General features: G+C 34.0%; 12 protein-coding genes. 1 reads left to right on the top strand and 11 read right to left on the bottom strand.

Features of this window, described 5'->3' with window-relative positions; genetic code table 11:
• Positions 1-83: 83 nt before the first annotated feature.
• On the bottom strand, positions 84-2,444 hold the full coding sequence (locus tag ACR0QS_RS01345) for a chemotaxis protein CheA (protein ID WP_432631650.1): 2,361 nt from the start codon (positions 2,442-2,444) through the stop codon (positions 84-86).
• A gap of 136 nt (positions 2,445-2,580) precedes the next feature.
• On the opposite strand from ACR0QS_RS01345, the gene ACR0QS_RS01340 reads away from it, so the two are divergent.
• Positions 2,581-3,894 (top strand): UDP-glucose dehydrogenase family protein, encoded by a 1,314-nt coding sequence (locus ACR0QS_RS01340; RefSeq protein ID WP_432631649.1) that lies wholly within the window; start codon positions 2,581-2,583, stop codon positions 3,892-3,894.
• Positions 3,895-4,083: 189 nt separating this feature from the next.
• Here ACR0QS_RS01340 and ACR0QS_RS01335 read toward each other — a convergent pair whose 3' ends face one another.
• From ACR0QS_RS01335 to ACR0QS_RS01290, 10 genes are all read right to left on the bottom strand, one after another.
• Positions 4,084-7,800, bottom strand: coding sequence for a phosphoribosylformylglycinamidine synthase (locus tag ACR0QS_RS01335; RefSeq protein ID WP_432631648.1), 3,717 nt, complete (start codon positions 7,798-7,800; stop codon positions 4,084-4,086).
• Between the two features lie 18 nt (positions 7,801-7,818).
• Complete coding sequence (purD, locus tag ACR0QS_RS01330; RefSeq protein ID WP_432631647.1) at positions 7,819-9,102, bottom strand: phosphoribosylamine--glycine ligase; 1,284 nt, start codon at positions 9,100-9,102, stop codon at positions 7,819-7,821.
• 58 nt (positions 9,103-9,160) lie between these two features.
• Positions 9,161-10,345: a phosphoribosylaminoimidazolecarboxamide formyltransferase gene (locus tag ACR0QS_RS01325; protein WP_432631646.1), complete on the bottom strand. Its 1,185-nt coding sequence runs from the start codon at positions 10,343-10,345 to the stop codon at positions 9,161-9,163.
• A gap of 30 nt (positions 10,346-10,375) precedes the next feature.
• Complete coding sequence (locus tag ACR0QS_RS01320) at positions 10,376-11,098, bottom strand: IMP cyclohydrolase (RefSeq protein ID WP_432631645.1); 723 nt, start codon at positions 11,096-11,098, stop codon at positions 10,376-10,378.
• A 15-nt stretch (positions 11,099-11,113) separates the two neighbouring features.
• Positions 11,114-11,716, bottom strand: a complete 603-nt coding sequence (purN, locus tag ACR0QS_RS01315) for a phosphoribosylglycinamide formyltransferase (protein ID WP_432631644.1) — start codon at positions 11,714-11,716, stop codon at positions 11,114-11,116.
• 17 nt (positions 11,717-11,733) lie between these two features.
• The gene (gene purM, locus ACR0QS_RS01310; protein ID WP_432631643.1) at positions 11,734-12,777 is read right to left on the bottom strand and encodes a phosphoribosylformylglycinamidine cyclo-ligase; all 1,044 of its coding nucleotides are present in this window, start codon (positions 12,775-12,777) and stop codon (positions 11,734-11,736) included.
• Positions 12,778-12,819: 42 nt separating this feature from the next.
• On the bottom strand, positions 12,820-14,259 hold the full coding sequence (purF, locus tag ACR0QS_RS01305) for an amidophosphoribosyltransferase (RefSeq protein WP_432631642.1): 1,440 nt from the start codon (positions 14,257-14,259) through the stop codon (positions 12,820-12,822).
• Between the two features lie 15 nt (positions 14,260-14,274).
• Positions 14,275-14,982 (bottom strand): phosphoribosylaminoimidazolesuccinocarboxamide synthase, encoded by a 708-nt coding sequence (gene purC / locus ACR0QS_RS01300; protein ID WP_432631641.1) that lies wholly within the window; start codon positions 14,980-14,982, stop codon positions 14,275-14,277.
• Between the two features lie 30 nt (positions 14,983-15,012).
• On the bottom strand, positions 15,013-15,525 hold the full coding sequence (gene purE, locus ACR0QS_RS01295) for a 5-(carboxyamino)imidazole ribonucleotide mutase (protein WP_432631640.1): 513 nt from the start codon (positions 15,523-15,525) through the stop codon (positions 15,013-15,015).
• Between the two features lie 88 nt (positions 15,526-15,613).
• Positions 15,614-16,636 (bottom strand): PfkB family carbohydrate kinase, encoded by a 1,023-nt coding sequence (locus tag ACR0QS_RS01290; RefSeq protein ID WP_432631639.1) that lies wholly within the window; start codon positions 16,634-16,636, stop codon positions 15,614-15,616.
• Between the last annotated feature and the right edge of the window lie 76 nt (positions 16,637-16,712).

Here is a 16,712-nt window from a genome sequence, read left to right as displayed (position 1 = left end):
TGTTATTTTTCATTTTTTGCCTCCATCAATTTAATTAATGTGTTTATATTATAATAAATTTTTTAATAAAAGTCAATAGAGTTTTAAATATTCGCCTCTGGAATTTGATTATTCTTCAATCTGTCAATAAAATTTCTCAATTCGTTTTTTGAAGTCGGTTTTTTGCTAAATTTTCCTCTCTCTATAATTCTTTTAGTTCCGAGTCCGACAATAGTTTGAATATCCAATATAAAGCTAACCGTTCCGTCTCCCAAAATCGTAGCGCCCGATATTCCTTCCACTCTCGTCACTCTGTCTTTAAGAGTTTTTATAACTATATCCTGTTCGCCAATCAAATTATTTACAAGCAAGGCTACTTTTTTTTCTTCCGAAGCGAGAATTACGGCATAATAGGATTTTATATTATTTTCGTATCTTGCTGGAAGTTTAAATAATTCTTTTACGCTCAAAACATTTATAACATCTTCTCTTATTTTTATTACTTCCGTTCCTTCCAAATTTTGAATATCGCTTACATTGATTTTTAGAGTTTCCGAAATGCTATTTATTGGAATCGCGTAATATTCTTTTTCGGAATCGACTATAAGAGCCTGAATAATCGCAACCGTGAGAGGAATTCTCAAAAAGAAAGTAGAGCCTTTTCCGAGTTCCGTTTCTATTCCAACCGTTCCGTTTATTTTATCCAAACTCTTTTTTACCACATCCATTCCGACTCCTCTTCCAGAAAGATTGGTAACTTTTGACGCGGTGGAAAATCCCGGAGCAAATATAAATTCGAGCATCTGCTTTTCGGTTAATTTCGCATCCGCAGATACGAGGCCTTTTTTAACGGCGCTTTCAAATATTTTTTGTGGCGACATTCCTTTTCCATCGTCCGATATTTTTATTACGATTAAGTTTCCGTTATGAGATGCATTCAAAGATATTATTCCTTCTCTCGGTTTTCCCGCGCGAATTCTCTCTTCGGGCATTTCTATTCCATGGTCCATAGCGTTTCTAACGATATGAATCAAAGGGTCAACCAAAACTTCGATAACCGATTTATCAAGTTCCGTTTCCTCTCCCGACATTTCAAGTTTAACTTCCTTTCCCAAATCTCGAGACAAATCTCTTATCAAACGCGGAAATCTATTGAAAGTTTGAGCGATTGGAAGCATTCTTATTTTCATTACCGTTTCTTGCAAATCGTTCGTAACTCTCGTAAGAAGCTGATAGGAAGTTCTAAATTTATCCAAAGTATATTTAAAATCTTCTTCCATTTTCGCCAAATCGTTTAATTTTTCGTTAAAGCCGTCAATGTAAGTGTTTCTTAAATCTTTAATTTCTTTTTTGCTCGCGTAATATTCCAATTTTCTTAATATTTGAATAACGCTGTCTTTATAATATTTTCTAATGTCGTTTATGCCGTTTCCTATGACTTTGCTGTAAGCCGTCAAATCGTCATCGTATTGCTCGTAGGAACTTTTATTTGTTACAAGTTCTCCGACTTGATTCATCATATCGTCAATTCTGTCGCTTTCCACTCTTAAAAAAGAACTCTGCCTTTCATGTTTGCCGTCTTTTTCGTTTTTCGATTTAGTCGATTGAGCCTCTTGCGATTTTTGAATTTCTTTATTTTTTTTATCTTCCAAAAATTTTTCGTATTCTTCTAAAATAAATTCTTCGATTTTTATCTCTTCCGTTATTTCAGGCAAAGTTATATCGTTTATTATTTTATCGTCTTCTTCAACAGTTTCCAAAACATAAATTACATTTTGATAGAATTCGTCTCCTTCCAAATTTTGCAAAGGAGGAACGCTCGCTATAATCTCTCCGCAGTCTTTAAGTCCGACATAAACTTGAACTCCGCCAACGGTTTTCATTGGACTTTCAGAGTTGAATTTAACGAACACTAATTTTGTCTTTACTCCGTCTTCCGCATTTTCTCTTATCGTATCTAAAACGGAATTATCGAAATTTAAATTATCGTATTTTCCGCTTGAAACGGAATTTGAATCGCCTGATATATTTAAATTATTGGAAGTTTCTTTAGGACTTTCGGAACTCGAAGAACCTAATTTTGAATTCTTAAAAGCGTCTAAATTTTTTATATCTTCTTCAATATTTCCAGAGTATTCTTTTTCCTCGCTTGCGCTGTTTATAAGTTCTTTTAATATGTCGATTCCTTTAAGTAAAATATCTATAGTTTTATCGTCAACTTTTATTTCGTTATTTCTTATTAAATCGAGCAAATCCTCGAATCTGTGGGCGTATTTTTGAGTGTCGAAAAGTTCCACCGCCCCCGCGCTTCCTTTCAAAGTGTGAACGGCTCTAAAAATTTCCTGCACGGCATCCGTATTGTTTCTGTCTTTATCCAAAATAAGAATATTCTGTTCGAGTCTGTCAAGCATATCGAATGCTTCTTCAAAAAAATCTTTCAAAAGACTTTTTATATAATCGTCCATTTAAAATCCCTTATTCTATATAGTCTTATTTATTTTCGGAAAAAATAATATAAATATCTACTTAATACTTGCAAAATAGAATAGTTTATTATATTATAGAAAAAAAATTAAATCTATATAAAAATAGGAATCAAATATGCAATTATGTATCATAGGAACGGGCTATGTCGGATTAATTACTGGAGCTTGTCTTGCGGAAATGGGAAATAATGTTATATGCGTTGATAATGACGAAGAAAAATTGAAAAAATTAAAAAACGGAATCACGCCTTTATACGAACCAGGACTTGAAGAATTAATACTTGCAAATGTTGCAGAAGGCAGATTGGAATTCACAAACGATTTGAATTATGCGGTGAAAAAATCTCTAGCCTGCTTTATCGCGGTTGGAACTCCTTCGGGCGATGACGGACATTGCGATTTGAGTTTTGTTCTGTCGGTTGCAAACGATATTGGAAAAGCGATGAGCGAAGAGAATAATTATAAAGTTATAGTCGATAAATCTACCGTTCCAGTCGGCACTCATAAATTGGTTGAAGACGAAATTAAAAAGAATTATAATGGAGAATTCGATGTCGTTTCAAATCCTGAATTCTTAAAACAGGGAGCCGCCGTTGACGATTTTCTAAAACCCGATAGAGTCGTTATCGGTTCTAACTCGGAAAAAGCCATCGATATAATGAGAGACATTTATAATCCTTTCACTCGGACAGGAAATCCTATTATAATTATGGATATAAAACCCGCCGAGATGACAAAATATGCTGCGAACGCTTTTCTTGCCACAAAAATACCTTTTGCAAACGAAATGGCGAATATATGCGAAAAAGTGGGAGCGAACGCGGATTTGGTAAGAATCGGTATGTCGAGCGACAAAAGAATAGGAAGTCAATTTTTATTTCATGGTTTGGGATACGGAGGAAGCTGTTTTCCAAAAGATGTTCAGGCTTTAATTAAAACCGCTTCGGATTTTGGAATCGATTCGGATTTGCTTAAAGCGACTCATAAAGTTAATGTGAATCAAAGAAAAGTTTTTGTAAATAAAATTTTGAAACATTATAATAACGATATAAAGAATAAAACTTTTGCCGTGTGGGGACTTTCTTTCAAACCGAGAACTAACGACATGAGAGAATCTCCAGCGATAACTATTGTCAATATGCTTTTGGAAAAAGGCGCTAAAATAAAAGCTTATGACCCTAAAGCTATGGAGACGGCAAAAAGTATTTTCGGAGACAAAATAATTTATTCGGCAAATTCTTACGAGGCTTTGGATAATGCGGACGCTTTAATTTTGATAACCGAATGGAACGAATTTAAAAGACCTAGTTTCGATAAAATAAAAAGCAAACTTAAAGAACCGATTATATTTGACGGAAGAAATCAATTCGATAAAAAGAGAATGAACGAAAGAGGAATAAAGTATATTTCTTTAGGCGTTGCCGATTAAATTATAATTAAAGTTGTATAAATAATAGGATAATAGATAAATTAGCTTGGTGGATACCATTCAAAAAATTGAGAGATGACTTTAGAAATAAAATGTTAAATACGGATTAACTATAATGACGAATGATATTTTATGCATATAGCTATAAACTTATATTTTGATTACCGTTATTTCATTATTTTTTATACTTCACTTAAAATACCTAACCGCGGACTCGAACATTTTTATATCATAATCGCCAACGACATTTTTGTATAATCCGTTTCCAATTCTTTCGCTATGCCCCATTTTTCCAAAAATTCTTCCATCGGGCGAGGTTATTCCTTCTATCGCAAATGCCGAACCGTTGGGATTAAATCTAATATCTTTCGATGCGTTGCCTTCAAAGTCCGCATATTGAGTGGCAATCTGTCCGTTTTCTGCAAGTCTTTTTATAATCTCTTCGCTTGCGATAAATCTGCCTTCGCCATGAGATATCGGAACATTTATTATATCGCCGACATTTACGCAGGAAAGCCAAGGGGATTTGTTTGAAGCGATTCTAGTTCTCACAATTTTTGACTGATGCCTTGAAATTTCATTGAAAGATAAAGTCGGACAGTTTTCGTCTATGTCGATTATTTTGCCGAAAGGAACTAAACCCAATTTTATAAGCGCTTGAAATCCGTTGCATATTCCTAAAATTAATCCGCCACGCTCGTCCAAAAGTTTTGTAGTTTCTTCTTTTATAAGATTATTTCTAAAAAAAGCCGTTATAAATTTTCCGCTTCCATCGGGTTCGTCTCCGCCAGAAAATCCGCCGGGAATAAAAATAATATGAGAGGTTTTTAATTCTTTTGCAAAATCGTCTATACTTTTTTTAATATTCTCCGAAGACAAATTATTTATCACAATAATTTTTGTTTTCGCTCCCGCGTATCCCATCGCTTTTGCGCTGTCGTATTCGCAGTTCGTTCCCGGAAAAACGGGAATAATAACTTTAGGTTTTGCGATTTTAATTTTTGAAGTAAATATATTTTTAGTTTCAAAAGAAAAATTTTGAATTTCATTTTTACTTGATTTAATATTTTTTCTTATATTTTTTATATCGCAAGGAAAAATTTTTTCGAGTCTGTTTTCGTAAATCGAAGATAATTTTTTTAAATCAATTTTTTCATTTTTATAATAAATAAACTTATCTAAAATAATTTTGCCCAAAAATATTTCGTCAATTTTTTCTTTAGTCTCGATAACAAATCCGCCGTAATTATATCCGAAAATTTCCGTAAGCGAAATTTTAGAATCGTATTCAAATCCAAAACCGTTTCCTATGCACATTTTATAAACAGCTTCGGCAATTCCTCCGTAAGTCAATGTATAGCATGAAATCGCTTTTTTAGTTTTTATTAAATGATTTATTTTATCGAATAAAGATAGTAAAGATTTTGTTTCGGGAAGTTTGTTTTTATCGTAATTCGGTTTTAATAGATAAACATTATTTCCCGCGTTTTTGAATTCGGGCGAAATAATATCTTTAGTTTTTGCCGTAGTAACTGCAAACGATACCAGAGTCGGAGGAACATTTAAATTTTCAAAACTTCCGCTCATTGAATCCTTTCCTCCTATAGCGCAAATTCCAAGTTCTTTTTGAGCCTTAAAAACTCCCAAAAGCGAGGCTAAAGGTTTTCCCCATTTTTTTTCATCGCTTCCCAATCTTTCAAAATATTCTTGAAAAGTAAGATAGACTTCTTTAAAATTTGCTCCCGTAGAAATTAATTTTGAAACCGATTCTACTACCGAAAGATAAGCTCCATGATAAGGGCTTTTTTCAGTTATGAAAGGATTGAATCCAAAACTCATTAAAGAGCAGTTATCCGTAATTTTTTTCTCCATAGAAATTTTTTGAACCATCGCTTGAACGGGCGTGAGTTGATATTTTCCGCCAAAAGGCATAAGAACAGTTCCAGCTCCGATTGTGGAATCGAATCTTTCCGCCAATCCTCGTTTTGAACATACATTAAGATTTGCCAAAAGATTCTCATAACCTTTTGAAAAATCTTTTGGAATTTCTTTATCGAAATTTTTTACCGCTTTAACTTTCGCTTTAATATGTTTTTCTGCTCCGTTTGAATTCAAAAATTCTCTCGATATATCGGCTATTTTTTTACCGTTCCAAAACATCGTGAGTCTCGGATTTTTTTTGACTTTCGCCACAGGAACGGCTTCCAGATTTTCATTTTTTGCAAGACTTAAAAATTTTTCGGTATTATTTTTTGAAACGACTACCGCCATTCTTTCCTGCGATTCTGAAATTGCAAGTTCCGTGCCGTCAAGTCCTTCGTATTTTTTTGGAATAACATCGAGATTTATATCTATTCCGTCCGCAAGTTCTCCAATCGCTACCGAAACTCCGCCCGCGCCGAAATCGTTGCATTTTTTTATTAATTTTGAAACTTTTGGATTTCTAAAAAGTCTTTGAATTTTTCTCTCTTCAGGTGCATTTCCTTTCTGAACTTCCGCTCCGCATATTTCAAGCGATTTGGAAGTATGAGATTTTGAAGAACCCGTAGCTCCTCCGCATCCGTCTCTTCCAGTTTTTCCTCCCAGAAGGATTATTATATCTCCCGCAGTCGGCTTTTTTCTAACGACATTTTTTTTATCGGTAGCTCCAATAACCGCTCCAATTTCCATTCGTTTCGCCATATATCCTTTATGATAAATTTCGTCAACGATTCCCGTAGCCAAACCTATTTGATTTCCGTAAGAAGAATATCCTTCCGCCGCAGTTGTCGTTATTTTTCTTTGGGGAAGTTTTCCTTTTAAAGTTTTTGAAATCGGCATTGTCGGATTAGCCGCTCCCGTAATTCGCATAGCTCCGTAAACATAAGTTCGTCCAGAAAGCGGGTCCCTTATAGCTCCGCCGATGCAGGTTGCCGCTCCGCCGAAAGGTTCTATTTCCGTTGGATGATTATGCGTTTCGTTTTTGAAAAGCAAAAGCCATTCTTCTTTTTTGCCGTTAGCCTCTATATTTATTTTAACCGTGCAGGCGTTAATCTCTTCGGATTCTTCGAGTTTGTCGAGTTTGCCTTTTTTCTTAAAATATTTCATGCATACGGTTGCCAAATCCATAAGAGAAATCGGTTTATTGTCTTTAATCTCTTTTCGAGTCGATAAATATTCTTCGTAAGTTTTTTGTATAAAATCGTCTTCAAATTCCGCATTATCTATAATCGTTAAAAATGTCGTGTGCCTGCAATGGTCGGACCAATAAGTGTCTATTATTTTTATTTCCGTTATTGTCGGGTTTCTTTTTTCTGAAGCAAAATATTTTCTGCAAAGTTTTATATCTTCAATATCCATTGCCAAACCGTAATTTTTTATAAAATCAAAAAGTTCGCTGTCGTTCAAATTTATAAATCCGTTTAAAGTTTGGACGGTTTTTGGAATTTTATATTTTTCTTTCAAAGTTTTCGGTTTGATAAAATTTGCCGCTCTAATTTCTACGGGATTTATGATATATTTTTTTATTTCTTCAATATCTTTTTTTGTTAGTTTTCCGTATAAAGCGTAAACTTTCGCCGTTTTAATCAAAGGTTTTTCGCCTTGAGATATGATTTGAATACATTGAGAGGCGCTGTCAGCTCTTTGGTCGAATTGTCCGGGCAAATATTCTGTCGCAAAAATAAAAGCGTTTTCAATATTCGCTTCGATTAATTCTTTATAAACATTGTCGAGCTGCGGTTCGGAGAAAACGGTTTTTATAGAATAATCGAAAATTTTTTTTGAAATATTTTCCGCATCATATCGGTTAAAAATTCTTATTTTAGTCAGTCTTTTTATTCCAAGAAATTCGGTTATATCGGAATATAAAGCCTTCGCTTCGTTATTAAAATTTTCTTTTTTTTCTACGAATATTCTATAAACCATTTTTATTGTTCCTATTTTTTAATTTTGATTTTTAATTTTATTTATTTCGCTCAAGGCTTTAGCTCCAATATCTTTTCTATAATAAGCGCCTTCAAACGAAATTTTACTAGCGTCTTCATAAGAAAGTTTAATCGCTTCTTCCAAATCGTCAGCAATATTAGTTATTCCCAATACTCGTCCGCCGTCCGTCAAAAGTTTTTCGTTTTCTTTTTTTACTCCCGCAAAATAAACTCTCTCTAAAATATTTTGAGGAATATTTATTTCAAATCCTTTTTCGTATGATGACGGATAGCCTTTGCTCGCCATAATGATGCAAGCCGCGGATTTATTTTCAAATTCAACTTTCGCTTTATCCAAAGTTCCATTTGTAGTTGCAATCATAATATCGAGCAAATCGCTTTTAAGTAAAGGCAAAACAACCTGCGTCTCGGGGTCCCCGAATCTGCAATTATATTCTATCACTTTCGCTCCGTTTTTCGTAATCATAAGTCCGAAATATAAACAGCCTTTAAATGTTCTTCCTTCTTCGTTCATTGCCGAAACGGTAGGAATAAAAATTTTATCAAAACATTCTTTAGCTATTTCTTTTGTATAATAAGGATTTGGAGCAATCGTTCCCATACCTCCAGTATTTAATCCCGTATCTCCGTCTCCGATTCTTTTATGGTCCATAGACGAAATCATTGGAATTATAGTTTTTCCGTCAGTGAAAGCGAGAACCGAAACTTCAGCTCCTTCCAAAAATTCTTCCACTACTATTTTGTCTCCTGATTTTCCAAAAACTTTATCTTCCATAATATTTTTTATCGCCTCAAAAGATTCTTCTTTATTTTCCGCTATAATGACTCCTTTGCCGAGCGCGAGTCCGTCCGCTTTAATTACCACAGGCATCGGAGCGTTTTTCAAATATTCAATCGCTTTTTCGGAAGAATCGAATGTTTCGTATTTTGCAGTTGGAATATTATATTTTTTCATTAGATTTTTTGCGAAAACTTTACTGCCTTCGATAATCGCCGCTTTTTTACTCGGTCCAAAACTTGGAATTCCTCTTTCTTCCAAAGCGTCAACGAGTCCCAAAACGAGCGGGTCATCGGGAGTCACAATCGCGTAATCTATTTTATTTTTAATTGCAAAATCCGTTATTGATTTTATATCGGTTGCCTTAATATCAACACATATTGCATCATTTTCGATTCCGCCGTTTCCAGGGATAGCGTAAATTTCCGAAACATTTTTATTCTGTTTTATTTTTTTTATTACGGCATGTTCTCTTCCGCCGCCGCCTATAACTAAAATTTTCATGTTCTTATCCGTTATTAATTTCTTTATTATTTTTATTTTAATTATTTTATTTTATCGTTTAATGATGAAATAATCTCATTCCCGTAAAAGCCATAACCATATTATATTTATCGCATCTCTCTATAACGAGATTATCTTTTATAGAACCGCCGGGCTGAGCGATATATTTTACTCCGCTTTTTTTCGCTCTGTCTATATTATCGTAAAACGGAAAAAACGCGTCCGAGCCTAAAGAAACTCCTTCGATTTTATTAAGATATTCTTTTATTTCGTTTTCTTTAAGAGGTTCGGGCTTTTTGGTAAAATATTTTTCCCAAATTCCATCTTCGCAAACATTTTCTTCGTTTTTATTTATATAACCGTCTATAATATTGTCTCTTTCAGGACGGCTCAAAGAATCTTTGAAAGGAAGATTTAAAACTTTTTCATGCATTCGCAAAAACCAAGTATCCGCTTTATTTCCCGCAAGACGCGTGCAATGTATTCTCGACTGCTGTCCCGCTCCGACTCCTATGGTCTGTCCGTCATAGGAATAGCAAACGGAATTCGATTGAGTATATTTTAAAGCGATTAAAGATATTATTAAATCTCTAATTGCGTTTTCGTTTAAATTTTTATTTTCGGTTACTATATTTGAAAGCAAATCTTTATTTATTTTGAAATCGTTTCTCTTCTGCTCGAATGTTATTCCAAAAATATCTTTATTTTCGTTTTCGCTCGGAATATAATTTTTATCTATTTCTATAATATTATAATTTCCGTTTCTTTTCGCTTTTAATATTTCCAAAGCTTCTTTAGTGTAGCTCGGAGCTATTATTCCGTCCGACACTTCTCTTGAAATCAATTTTGCCGTAGTTTTGTCGCAAGCGTCCGAAAGCGCTATAAAATCTCCGAAAGAACTCATCCTGTCCGTTCCTCTCGCTCTCGCGTAAGCGCAGGCAAGCGGAGAATCGTCCAACCCTTCGATGTCCTCATAAAAACATGATTTTTTTAATTCTTTTGAAAGCGGAATTCCTATTGCAGCCGATGTCGGACTTACATGTTTAAATGAGGTCGCAGACGGAATTCCAAGCGCTTCTTTAATTTCTTTCACAAGCTGCCATCCGTTGAAAGCGTCTAAAAAATTTATATATCCGGTATTTCCGTTCAATATTTTAACGGGAAGTTCTCCGCCATATTTCATAAAAATTCTCGCGGGTTTTTGATTAGGGTTGCATCCGTATTTTAATGAAATCTCATTCATTTATCTACTCCTTAATTTATTAAATAATAATCATAATATATTTTTATTTATAATTCTATCCGATTTTTCTCCCGTCTTCAAACCTATAAAACGAGCGAATAAAGAAATTTTATTATCTTCGTTTAAAGCGTTCCAAATTTTATTTGCAAATTCGTCTATATCGTTTGGAATTTCAATTTTCTTCGGTTCGCCGTAAAAAGCAGGAAGAGGATTTCCATCGCCAGAGTAAGTATGTATAAAATGTCCAGTTCCGCATAAAGCCTCGTAATCGAATGTATATCTATTGCAAGCGATTCCTTCTTTACCTGCGCTTTTTAAAATGCTCATTTTATAAGAAAAATCATTATTTTCAAAATATAATATTCCGCTTATTCTTGCCGTGAAATTCGGAGCGTCAGGTTCAAATTTTCTAACTTTTAAAGATTCTTCAAAACCGATTCCTTTTTTTAATCCTTCGTATATCGTATCGGTATGGTCGCCGTTCGTTATTATAGTTTTATTTTTATATTCTCTCAAAGCCACATAAATTATAAGTTCGGGATTAATTGCTTTATTTTTGTCGAAAGGCTCGGTATATAAAACATCGTCCTTAAAAGAAAAAATACGATTTCTACTGTTTTCGCTTCTTCCAGTAATAAAATATAAAACCGCCGCATTTTTACCGTCTTCGCTTTTTCCTATGATTATTCCTCTTCCTAAATAAGAATTTTCTTTCAAGATTTTTTCAATATCGTTTATTTCGTAATTGCTCAATTTATTTTCCTCCGATTATTTTATTTTTATTTTTTCAATAATATCCTCGCAAACTTTTTCTACCGACTTTGGAAGTATAATCCATTCTGCAAATTCCATTACTCTTTTTTGCAATTTTTCCGCCGTATCGTCTTCGTAAACTTCAACCGCTTTTTGCATTATAATCTCGCCTCCGTCAATAATTTCGTTTACAAAATGCGTTGTCGCTCCCGTGATTTTTACTCCTTTTTTCAAAGCCGCCTGATGAACTTTTATTCCGTAAAATCCTTTTCCGCAAAACGAAGGAATAAGAGAAGGATGAATATTTATAATTCTTTTATCATAATATTTGACAAAATTGTCGGGCAAAACCGCCGTAAATCCCGCAAGAACTATAAGCTCGATTTTATGAGATTGCAAAATTTCTTTTAATCTTTCTTCAAAATTTTTTTTATCGATAATTTCAAATGGAATATTATTTTCTTCGGCTCGTTTCAACGCGAAAGCGTTTGAATTATTTGAAATAACCAATTCTATTTTTCCACTTTTTAGAATTTCTTTTTTTTGAGCGTCTATGAGCGCTTGTAAATTTGTTCCTCCGCCAGAAACCAAAACCGCAATTCTTACTTTTTTATTCATTTTATTTTCTTATCTTTTTATTTTATAATAATTTTTTCTTTCGCTTCTATTATTCTTCCTATGATATAAGCGTCCTCTTTACAGGAATTCAAAATTTTAATAGTTTTACTTGCATCATTTTTTGAAACGATTAAACACATTCCGACTCCCATATTAAAAGTATTAAACATATCTCTTTCTTTTAAGTTTCCGCATTTTTGAATATAATCGAATATTGGAAGAATTTTAATATTTTTCTTTTCTATTTCGGCGCAAAGTCCGTTTGGAATGCACCTTGGAATATTCTCGTAAAAACCTCCGCCCGTTATATGCGATATTCCTTTTACTTTAATTTTTTCCAAAACTTTTAAAACGGATTTAACATAAATTTTAGTGGGAGTTAAAAGAATCTCTCCGAGCGATTTTTTTCCTAATCCTTTAACCGACTTTTTTAGATTATGATTTTCAAAAATTTTTCTCACAAGCGAAAAACCGTTGGAGTGAATTCCGCTCGAAGCGACTCCAATTATAATATCTCCATTTTTTATTTTCCCGCTATTTTTTCCGTCTATGATTTTTGATTTGTCGACTATTCCCGTAGAATATCCCGCCAAATCGTATTCGTCTTTTAAGTAGAATCCCGGCATTTCAGCGGTTTCTCCTCCGATTAAAGAACATCCCGCCATAATGCATCCTTCGGAAATTCCTTTTACTATTTCGGCAATTTTTTTCGGATAATTTTTTTCGCAGGCGATATAATCTAAAAATATAAGAGGTTTCGCTCCCGAGCATATTATATCGTTTACGCACATGGCAACGCAGTCGATTCCAACCGTGTCATGTTTATTCATTAAAAAAGCTATTTTCAATTTCGTTCCGACTCCGTCAGTTCCGCTTACCAAAACGGGCTTTTTTATTTTTTTTAAGTCGAGTTCGAATAATCCTCCAAATCCTCCGATATCGGATATGACGCCTTTAATATTCGTTTTCGCTATATGTTTTTTTATAAGTTCTACAGATTTGTAGCCCGCTTTTATATCGACTCCAGCTTTTGCATAAATGTCGGATTTAGAATTTTTCATTTTTTATTTTTCCTTTTTTATTCAAATCATATTTTATATTTTTTATTTTTCTTCGTCTATATGATTTATTTTCCTTTCAAAACGATTTTTATCGGTTTTTGTTGGAATTTCGGTAGGATATATTCCGTCAAAACAGGCTGTGCAAAATCCGCTTTTTTCGTTCACATATCCAATTTTTTTCACTCCTTCCAAACTCAAATAACCGAGAGAATCCGCCCCAATTTTTTTAGCTATTTCTTCAATAGTATATTTGCATGCGATTAAATTTTCTTTTGAATCGATATCCGTTCCGTAATAACATGGATTTATAAAAGGAGGAGCGGAAACTCTCATATGCACTTCTGTCGCTCCCGCGTCGCGTAAAAGTTTAACAATTCTTTCGCTTGTCGTTCCTCGCACTATAGAATCGTCTATAAGAATTACTCTCTTTCCATTAACGACATTTGCAATCGGGTTTAATTTTATCTTCACTTTATCCATACGACTCTTTACTTCTGGATATATAAAAGTTCTTCCGATATATTTATTTTTTATGAAACCTATTCCGTAAGGGATTTTTGACGCTTTGGAATATCCGAGCGCCGCATCCAGTCCCGAATCGGGAACTCCGACTACGACATCCGCTTTGACGGGATGTTCTTTCGCCAATATTTCTCCCGCTTTAATTCTCGCTTCATGAACATTTTTTCCTTCGATTATGGAATCTGGGCGAGCGAAATAAACATATTCAAAAACGCATGAAGTTTGTTTTCCTTTACCGCAATGTTCTTTTATAGATTTTATTCCTTCTTTTCCGAAAACTAAAATTTCTCCTTTTTCTATATCTCTGACAAATTCCGCCCCAACAGAATCGAGAGCGCAGCTTTCGGACGCTATTATATATTCTCCGTTTGCAGTTTTTCCGTAGCATAAAGGTCTGAAACCGTTTTTATCTCTTGCAGCGATAAGTTTTTGAGGAGACATTATTATCATCGAATAAGCGCCTTTTATTCTATTCATAGCTTTGCAAACCGCTTCCTCTATAGTTTCCGAATTTAATCTTTCTTCTATTATTGCGTAAGATATTACTTCGGTATCGGAAGTAGTTTGAAAGATAGAACCTTTTGCTTCGAACTGCGAACGCAATTCGTAAGAGTTTGTGATATTTCCGTTATGAGCGAGCGCCATACTTCCTTTTATATGATTTACAACTATCGGCTGAGCGTTGCTTCTTTCGTTTCCTCCTGTAGTTCCGTATCTGACATGTCCAACGGCAATATTTCCTTCGCCGAGTTTTTCTATAATATTCGGAGTAAAAACATCGTTTACCAATCCTAAATCTTTATAGGATTTAAAAACTCCGTCATTATTAACGGCTATTCCGCAAGATTCCTGTCCTCTATGCTGAAGCGAAAATAAACCGAAATATACCGTTTGAGCGATTCGAGGATTTTTAGAACCGTAAACGCCAAAAACTCCGCATTCTTCTTTTATTTTAGGCATAATCTCTCCAAAAATTTAACCGATTATTCTTTTCATCATTTCTTTATAAGCGCCTTCGACATTTCCCAAATCTCTGCGAAATCTATCTTTATCAAGTTTTTCATTTGTAGTGGCGTCCCAAAATCTGCAAGTATCGGGAGAGATTTCATCGGCAAGAACTATAGCGCCGTCTTTGAGTTTTCCGAATTCGAGCTTGAAGTCGATGAGTTTTACATTTATCGAAATAAAAAATTTTTTCATCTCTTCGTTTATTTTGAAAGCGTATTTTTTTATGATTTCAATTTCTTCTTTAGTCGCAAGTTTTAGGGCAATCGCATGATAGGAATTAATCAAAGGGTCGCCGAGTTTGTCGTTTTTATAAGAGAATTCTATTGTCGGTTCGTCAAAAATTATTCCCTCTTCGACTCCGTAATTTTTCGCAAATGAACCCGCCGAAACATTTCTAATAATTACTTCAAGCGGAATTATCGAAACCTTTTTAACCAAAGTTTCTCTGTCCGAAATTTCTTCAATATAATGAGTAGGAATTTGAGATTTTTCAAGAAGCCGCATCATGTAATTTGTCACTTTATTATTTATTAAACCTTTTCCTTCTATAGTTCCTTTTTTTATTCCGTTGAAAGCGGTGGCATCATCTTTGTATGAAACGAGCAAGACTTCTGGATTATCCGTTTCAAATATTTTCTTTGCCTTTCCTTCGTATAATAATTTTCCTTTTGTCATTTTATTAACTCCTCTTTTAATTTATATAATTTAATTTTTATTTAAATTTTCATTAAAAAATTTTTCGGATATTAAAGCGTCTTTTTTAAGAACCGCTTCTTTATCGAAATACCTTTTTTCTTTAAGTTTTTTTGAAAGTTCTTTATCATTAACCGCTAAAATTTCAATCGAAAGCAAAGCGGCGTTTACTCCTCCGTTTATCGCAACCGTAGCGACAGGAATTCCCGAAGGCATTTGAACGGTTGATAAAAGAGCGTCAATTCCTTCCAAATTTTGAGATTTGCAAGGGATTCCGATTACGGGGATTGTAGTATTTGCAGCAATTATTCCCGCAAGATGAGCCGCCATTCCAGCCGCAGCTATTATGACTCCAAAATTTTTATCTTCCGCGTTTTTTGAAAATTCAATCGCTTTTTCGGGAGTTCTATGAGCCGAATATACATGAACCTCGAACGGAACGGAAAATTCTTTTAATGTTTCAATCGTTTTTTCAAGGACGGGCAAATCGCTATCGCTTCCCATGACTATTCCGACTTTTTTCATATATTCCTCTTTTTTGATATTGTTATTAGAGTAGTTATTATATTATATAATTTTTTTTAATCAATAGATTATAAAAATAAAGTTAAATTCATCTCTGTATCCTTCCAGAAGCGTCTCCATTATAAACCGTCATAACTTCGTCAATACTCACAATATTAAAATCGCCCTCTATTGAATGTTTTAAACAACTCGAAGCGGTTGCGAACTCTAAAGCTTCTCTATCGTCTTTGCCGTTTAGAAAAGAATAAATTAATCCAGCAGCAAAACTGTCGCCTCCCCCTACTCTGTCGACAATTTTAATCAAATATTCTTTTGAGAAAAAATATTCTTGTCCGTTATAAAGCATGCATGACCATAAATTTTCGCTTGCAGAAATCGAGCCTCTTAAAGTAATTCCAACTTTTTTAACTTTGAATTTATCCGCAATTTCTTTTGCAACTTCTTTATAGCCTTCACGCGAAAGTTTGCCTTCGATAATATTGCTGTCTTTCGCTTTTATTCCAAAAACTTTTTCCGCGTCTTCTTCGTTTGCCAAACATATATCGACATAAGGCATTAATTTACTCATCGTTTTATTCGCTTCTTCGGATGTCCATAATTTTTTTCTAAAATTCAAATCGAGGCTTACGGTAAGATTTTTTTCTTTAGCTTTTTTGCAAGCGGCAATGCATATTTCAGCCACATTATTTCCCAAAGCTGGAGTTATTCCCGTGAGATGAAACCATTTCGCGTTATTAAAAACTTTATCCCAATCAAAATCTTTTATATTCGCTTTTGAAATCGAAGAACCCGCTCTATCGTAAATGACTTTAGAACCTCTTTGACTTGCGCCTTTCTCCAAAAAATAAATTCCTATTCTATCGCCTCCAAAAACTATATTTGAAATATCGACTCCGTATCTTCTCAACTCGTTTATGCATGCCTGCCCTATATCGTTATTTGGAAGTTTTGTGACAAATGAAGTTTCTATTCCAAAATTTGAAAGCGCCAAAGAAACATTTGCCTCGCCTCCTCCAAATCTCGCATCGAAAGAATCCGTTTGAACGAATCTCAAATTTGAAGGCGGAGATAAACGAAGCATTATTTCGCCGAAAGTAACAACAGAAGCCATAATAAAAATTCCTTTTGTTATAATTTTTTAATCTATAAAATTATAAATTAAAAACAGTATTAACATAATATATTAT

The sequence above is a fragment of the Brachyspira sp. genome (genome assembly GCF_050873525.1).
GTDB lineage: Bacteria > Spirochaetota > Brachyspiria > Brachyspirales > Brachyspiraceae > Brachyspira.
The sequence above is the reverse complement of the archived record's forward strand: the minus strand, read 5'-3'. Positions and strand labels throughout refer to the sequence as shown.

Excerpts from the sequence above, each read along its gene's own strand:
- ACR0QS_RS01345 (WP_432631650.1), bottom strand. The coding sequence starts at position 2,444 with ATGGACGATTATATAAAAAGTCTTTTGAAAGATTTTTTTGAAGAAGCA.
- ACR0QS_RS01340 (WP_432631649.1), top strand. The coding sequence starts at position 2,581 with ATGCAATTATGTATCATAGGAACGGGCTATGTCGGATTAATTACTGGA.
- ACR0QS_RS01335 (WP_432631648.1), bottom strand. The coding sequence starts at position 7,800 with ATGGTTTATAGAATATTCGTAGAAAAAAAAGAAAATTTTAATAACGAA.
- purD (WP_432631647.1), bottom strand. The coding sequence starts at position 9,102 with ATGAAAATTTTAGTTATAGGCGGCGGCGGAAGAGAACATGCCGTAATA.
- ACR0QS_RS01325 (WP_432631646.1), bottom strand. The coding sequence starts at position 10,345 with ATGAATGAGATTTCATTAAAATACGGATGCAACCCTAATCAAAAACCC.
- purN (WP_432631644.1), bottom strand. The coding sequence starts at position 11,716 with ATGAATAAAAAAGTAAGAATTGCGGTTTTGGTTTCTGGCGGAGGAACA.
- purM (WP_432631643.1), bottom strand. The coding sequence starts at position 12,777 with ATGAAAAATTCTAAATCCGACATTTATGCAAAAGCTGGAGTCGATATA.
- purF (WP_432631642.1), bottom strand. The coding sequence starts at position 14,259 with ATGCCTAAAATAAAAGAAGAATGCGGAGTTTTTGGCGTTTACGGTTCT.
- purC (WP_432631641.1), bottom strand. The coding sequence starts at position 14,982 with ATGACAAAAGGAAAATTATTATACGAAGGAAAGGCAAAGAAAATATTT.
- purE (WP_432631640.1), bottom strand. The coding sequence starts at position 15,525 with ATGAAAAAAGTCGGAATAGTCATGGGAAGCGATAGCGATTTGCCCGTC.
- ACR0QS_RS01290 (WP_432631639.1), bottom strand. The coding sequence starts at position 16,636 with ATGGCTTCTGTTGTTACTTTCGGCGAAATAATGCTTCGTTTATCTCCG.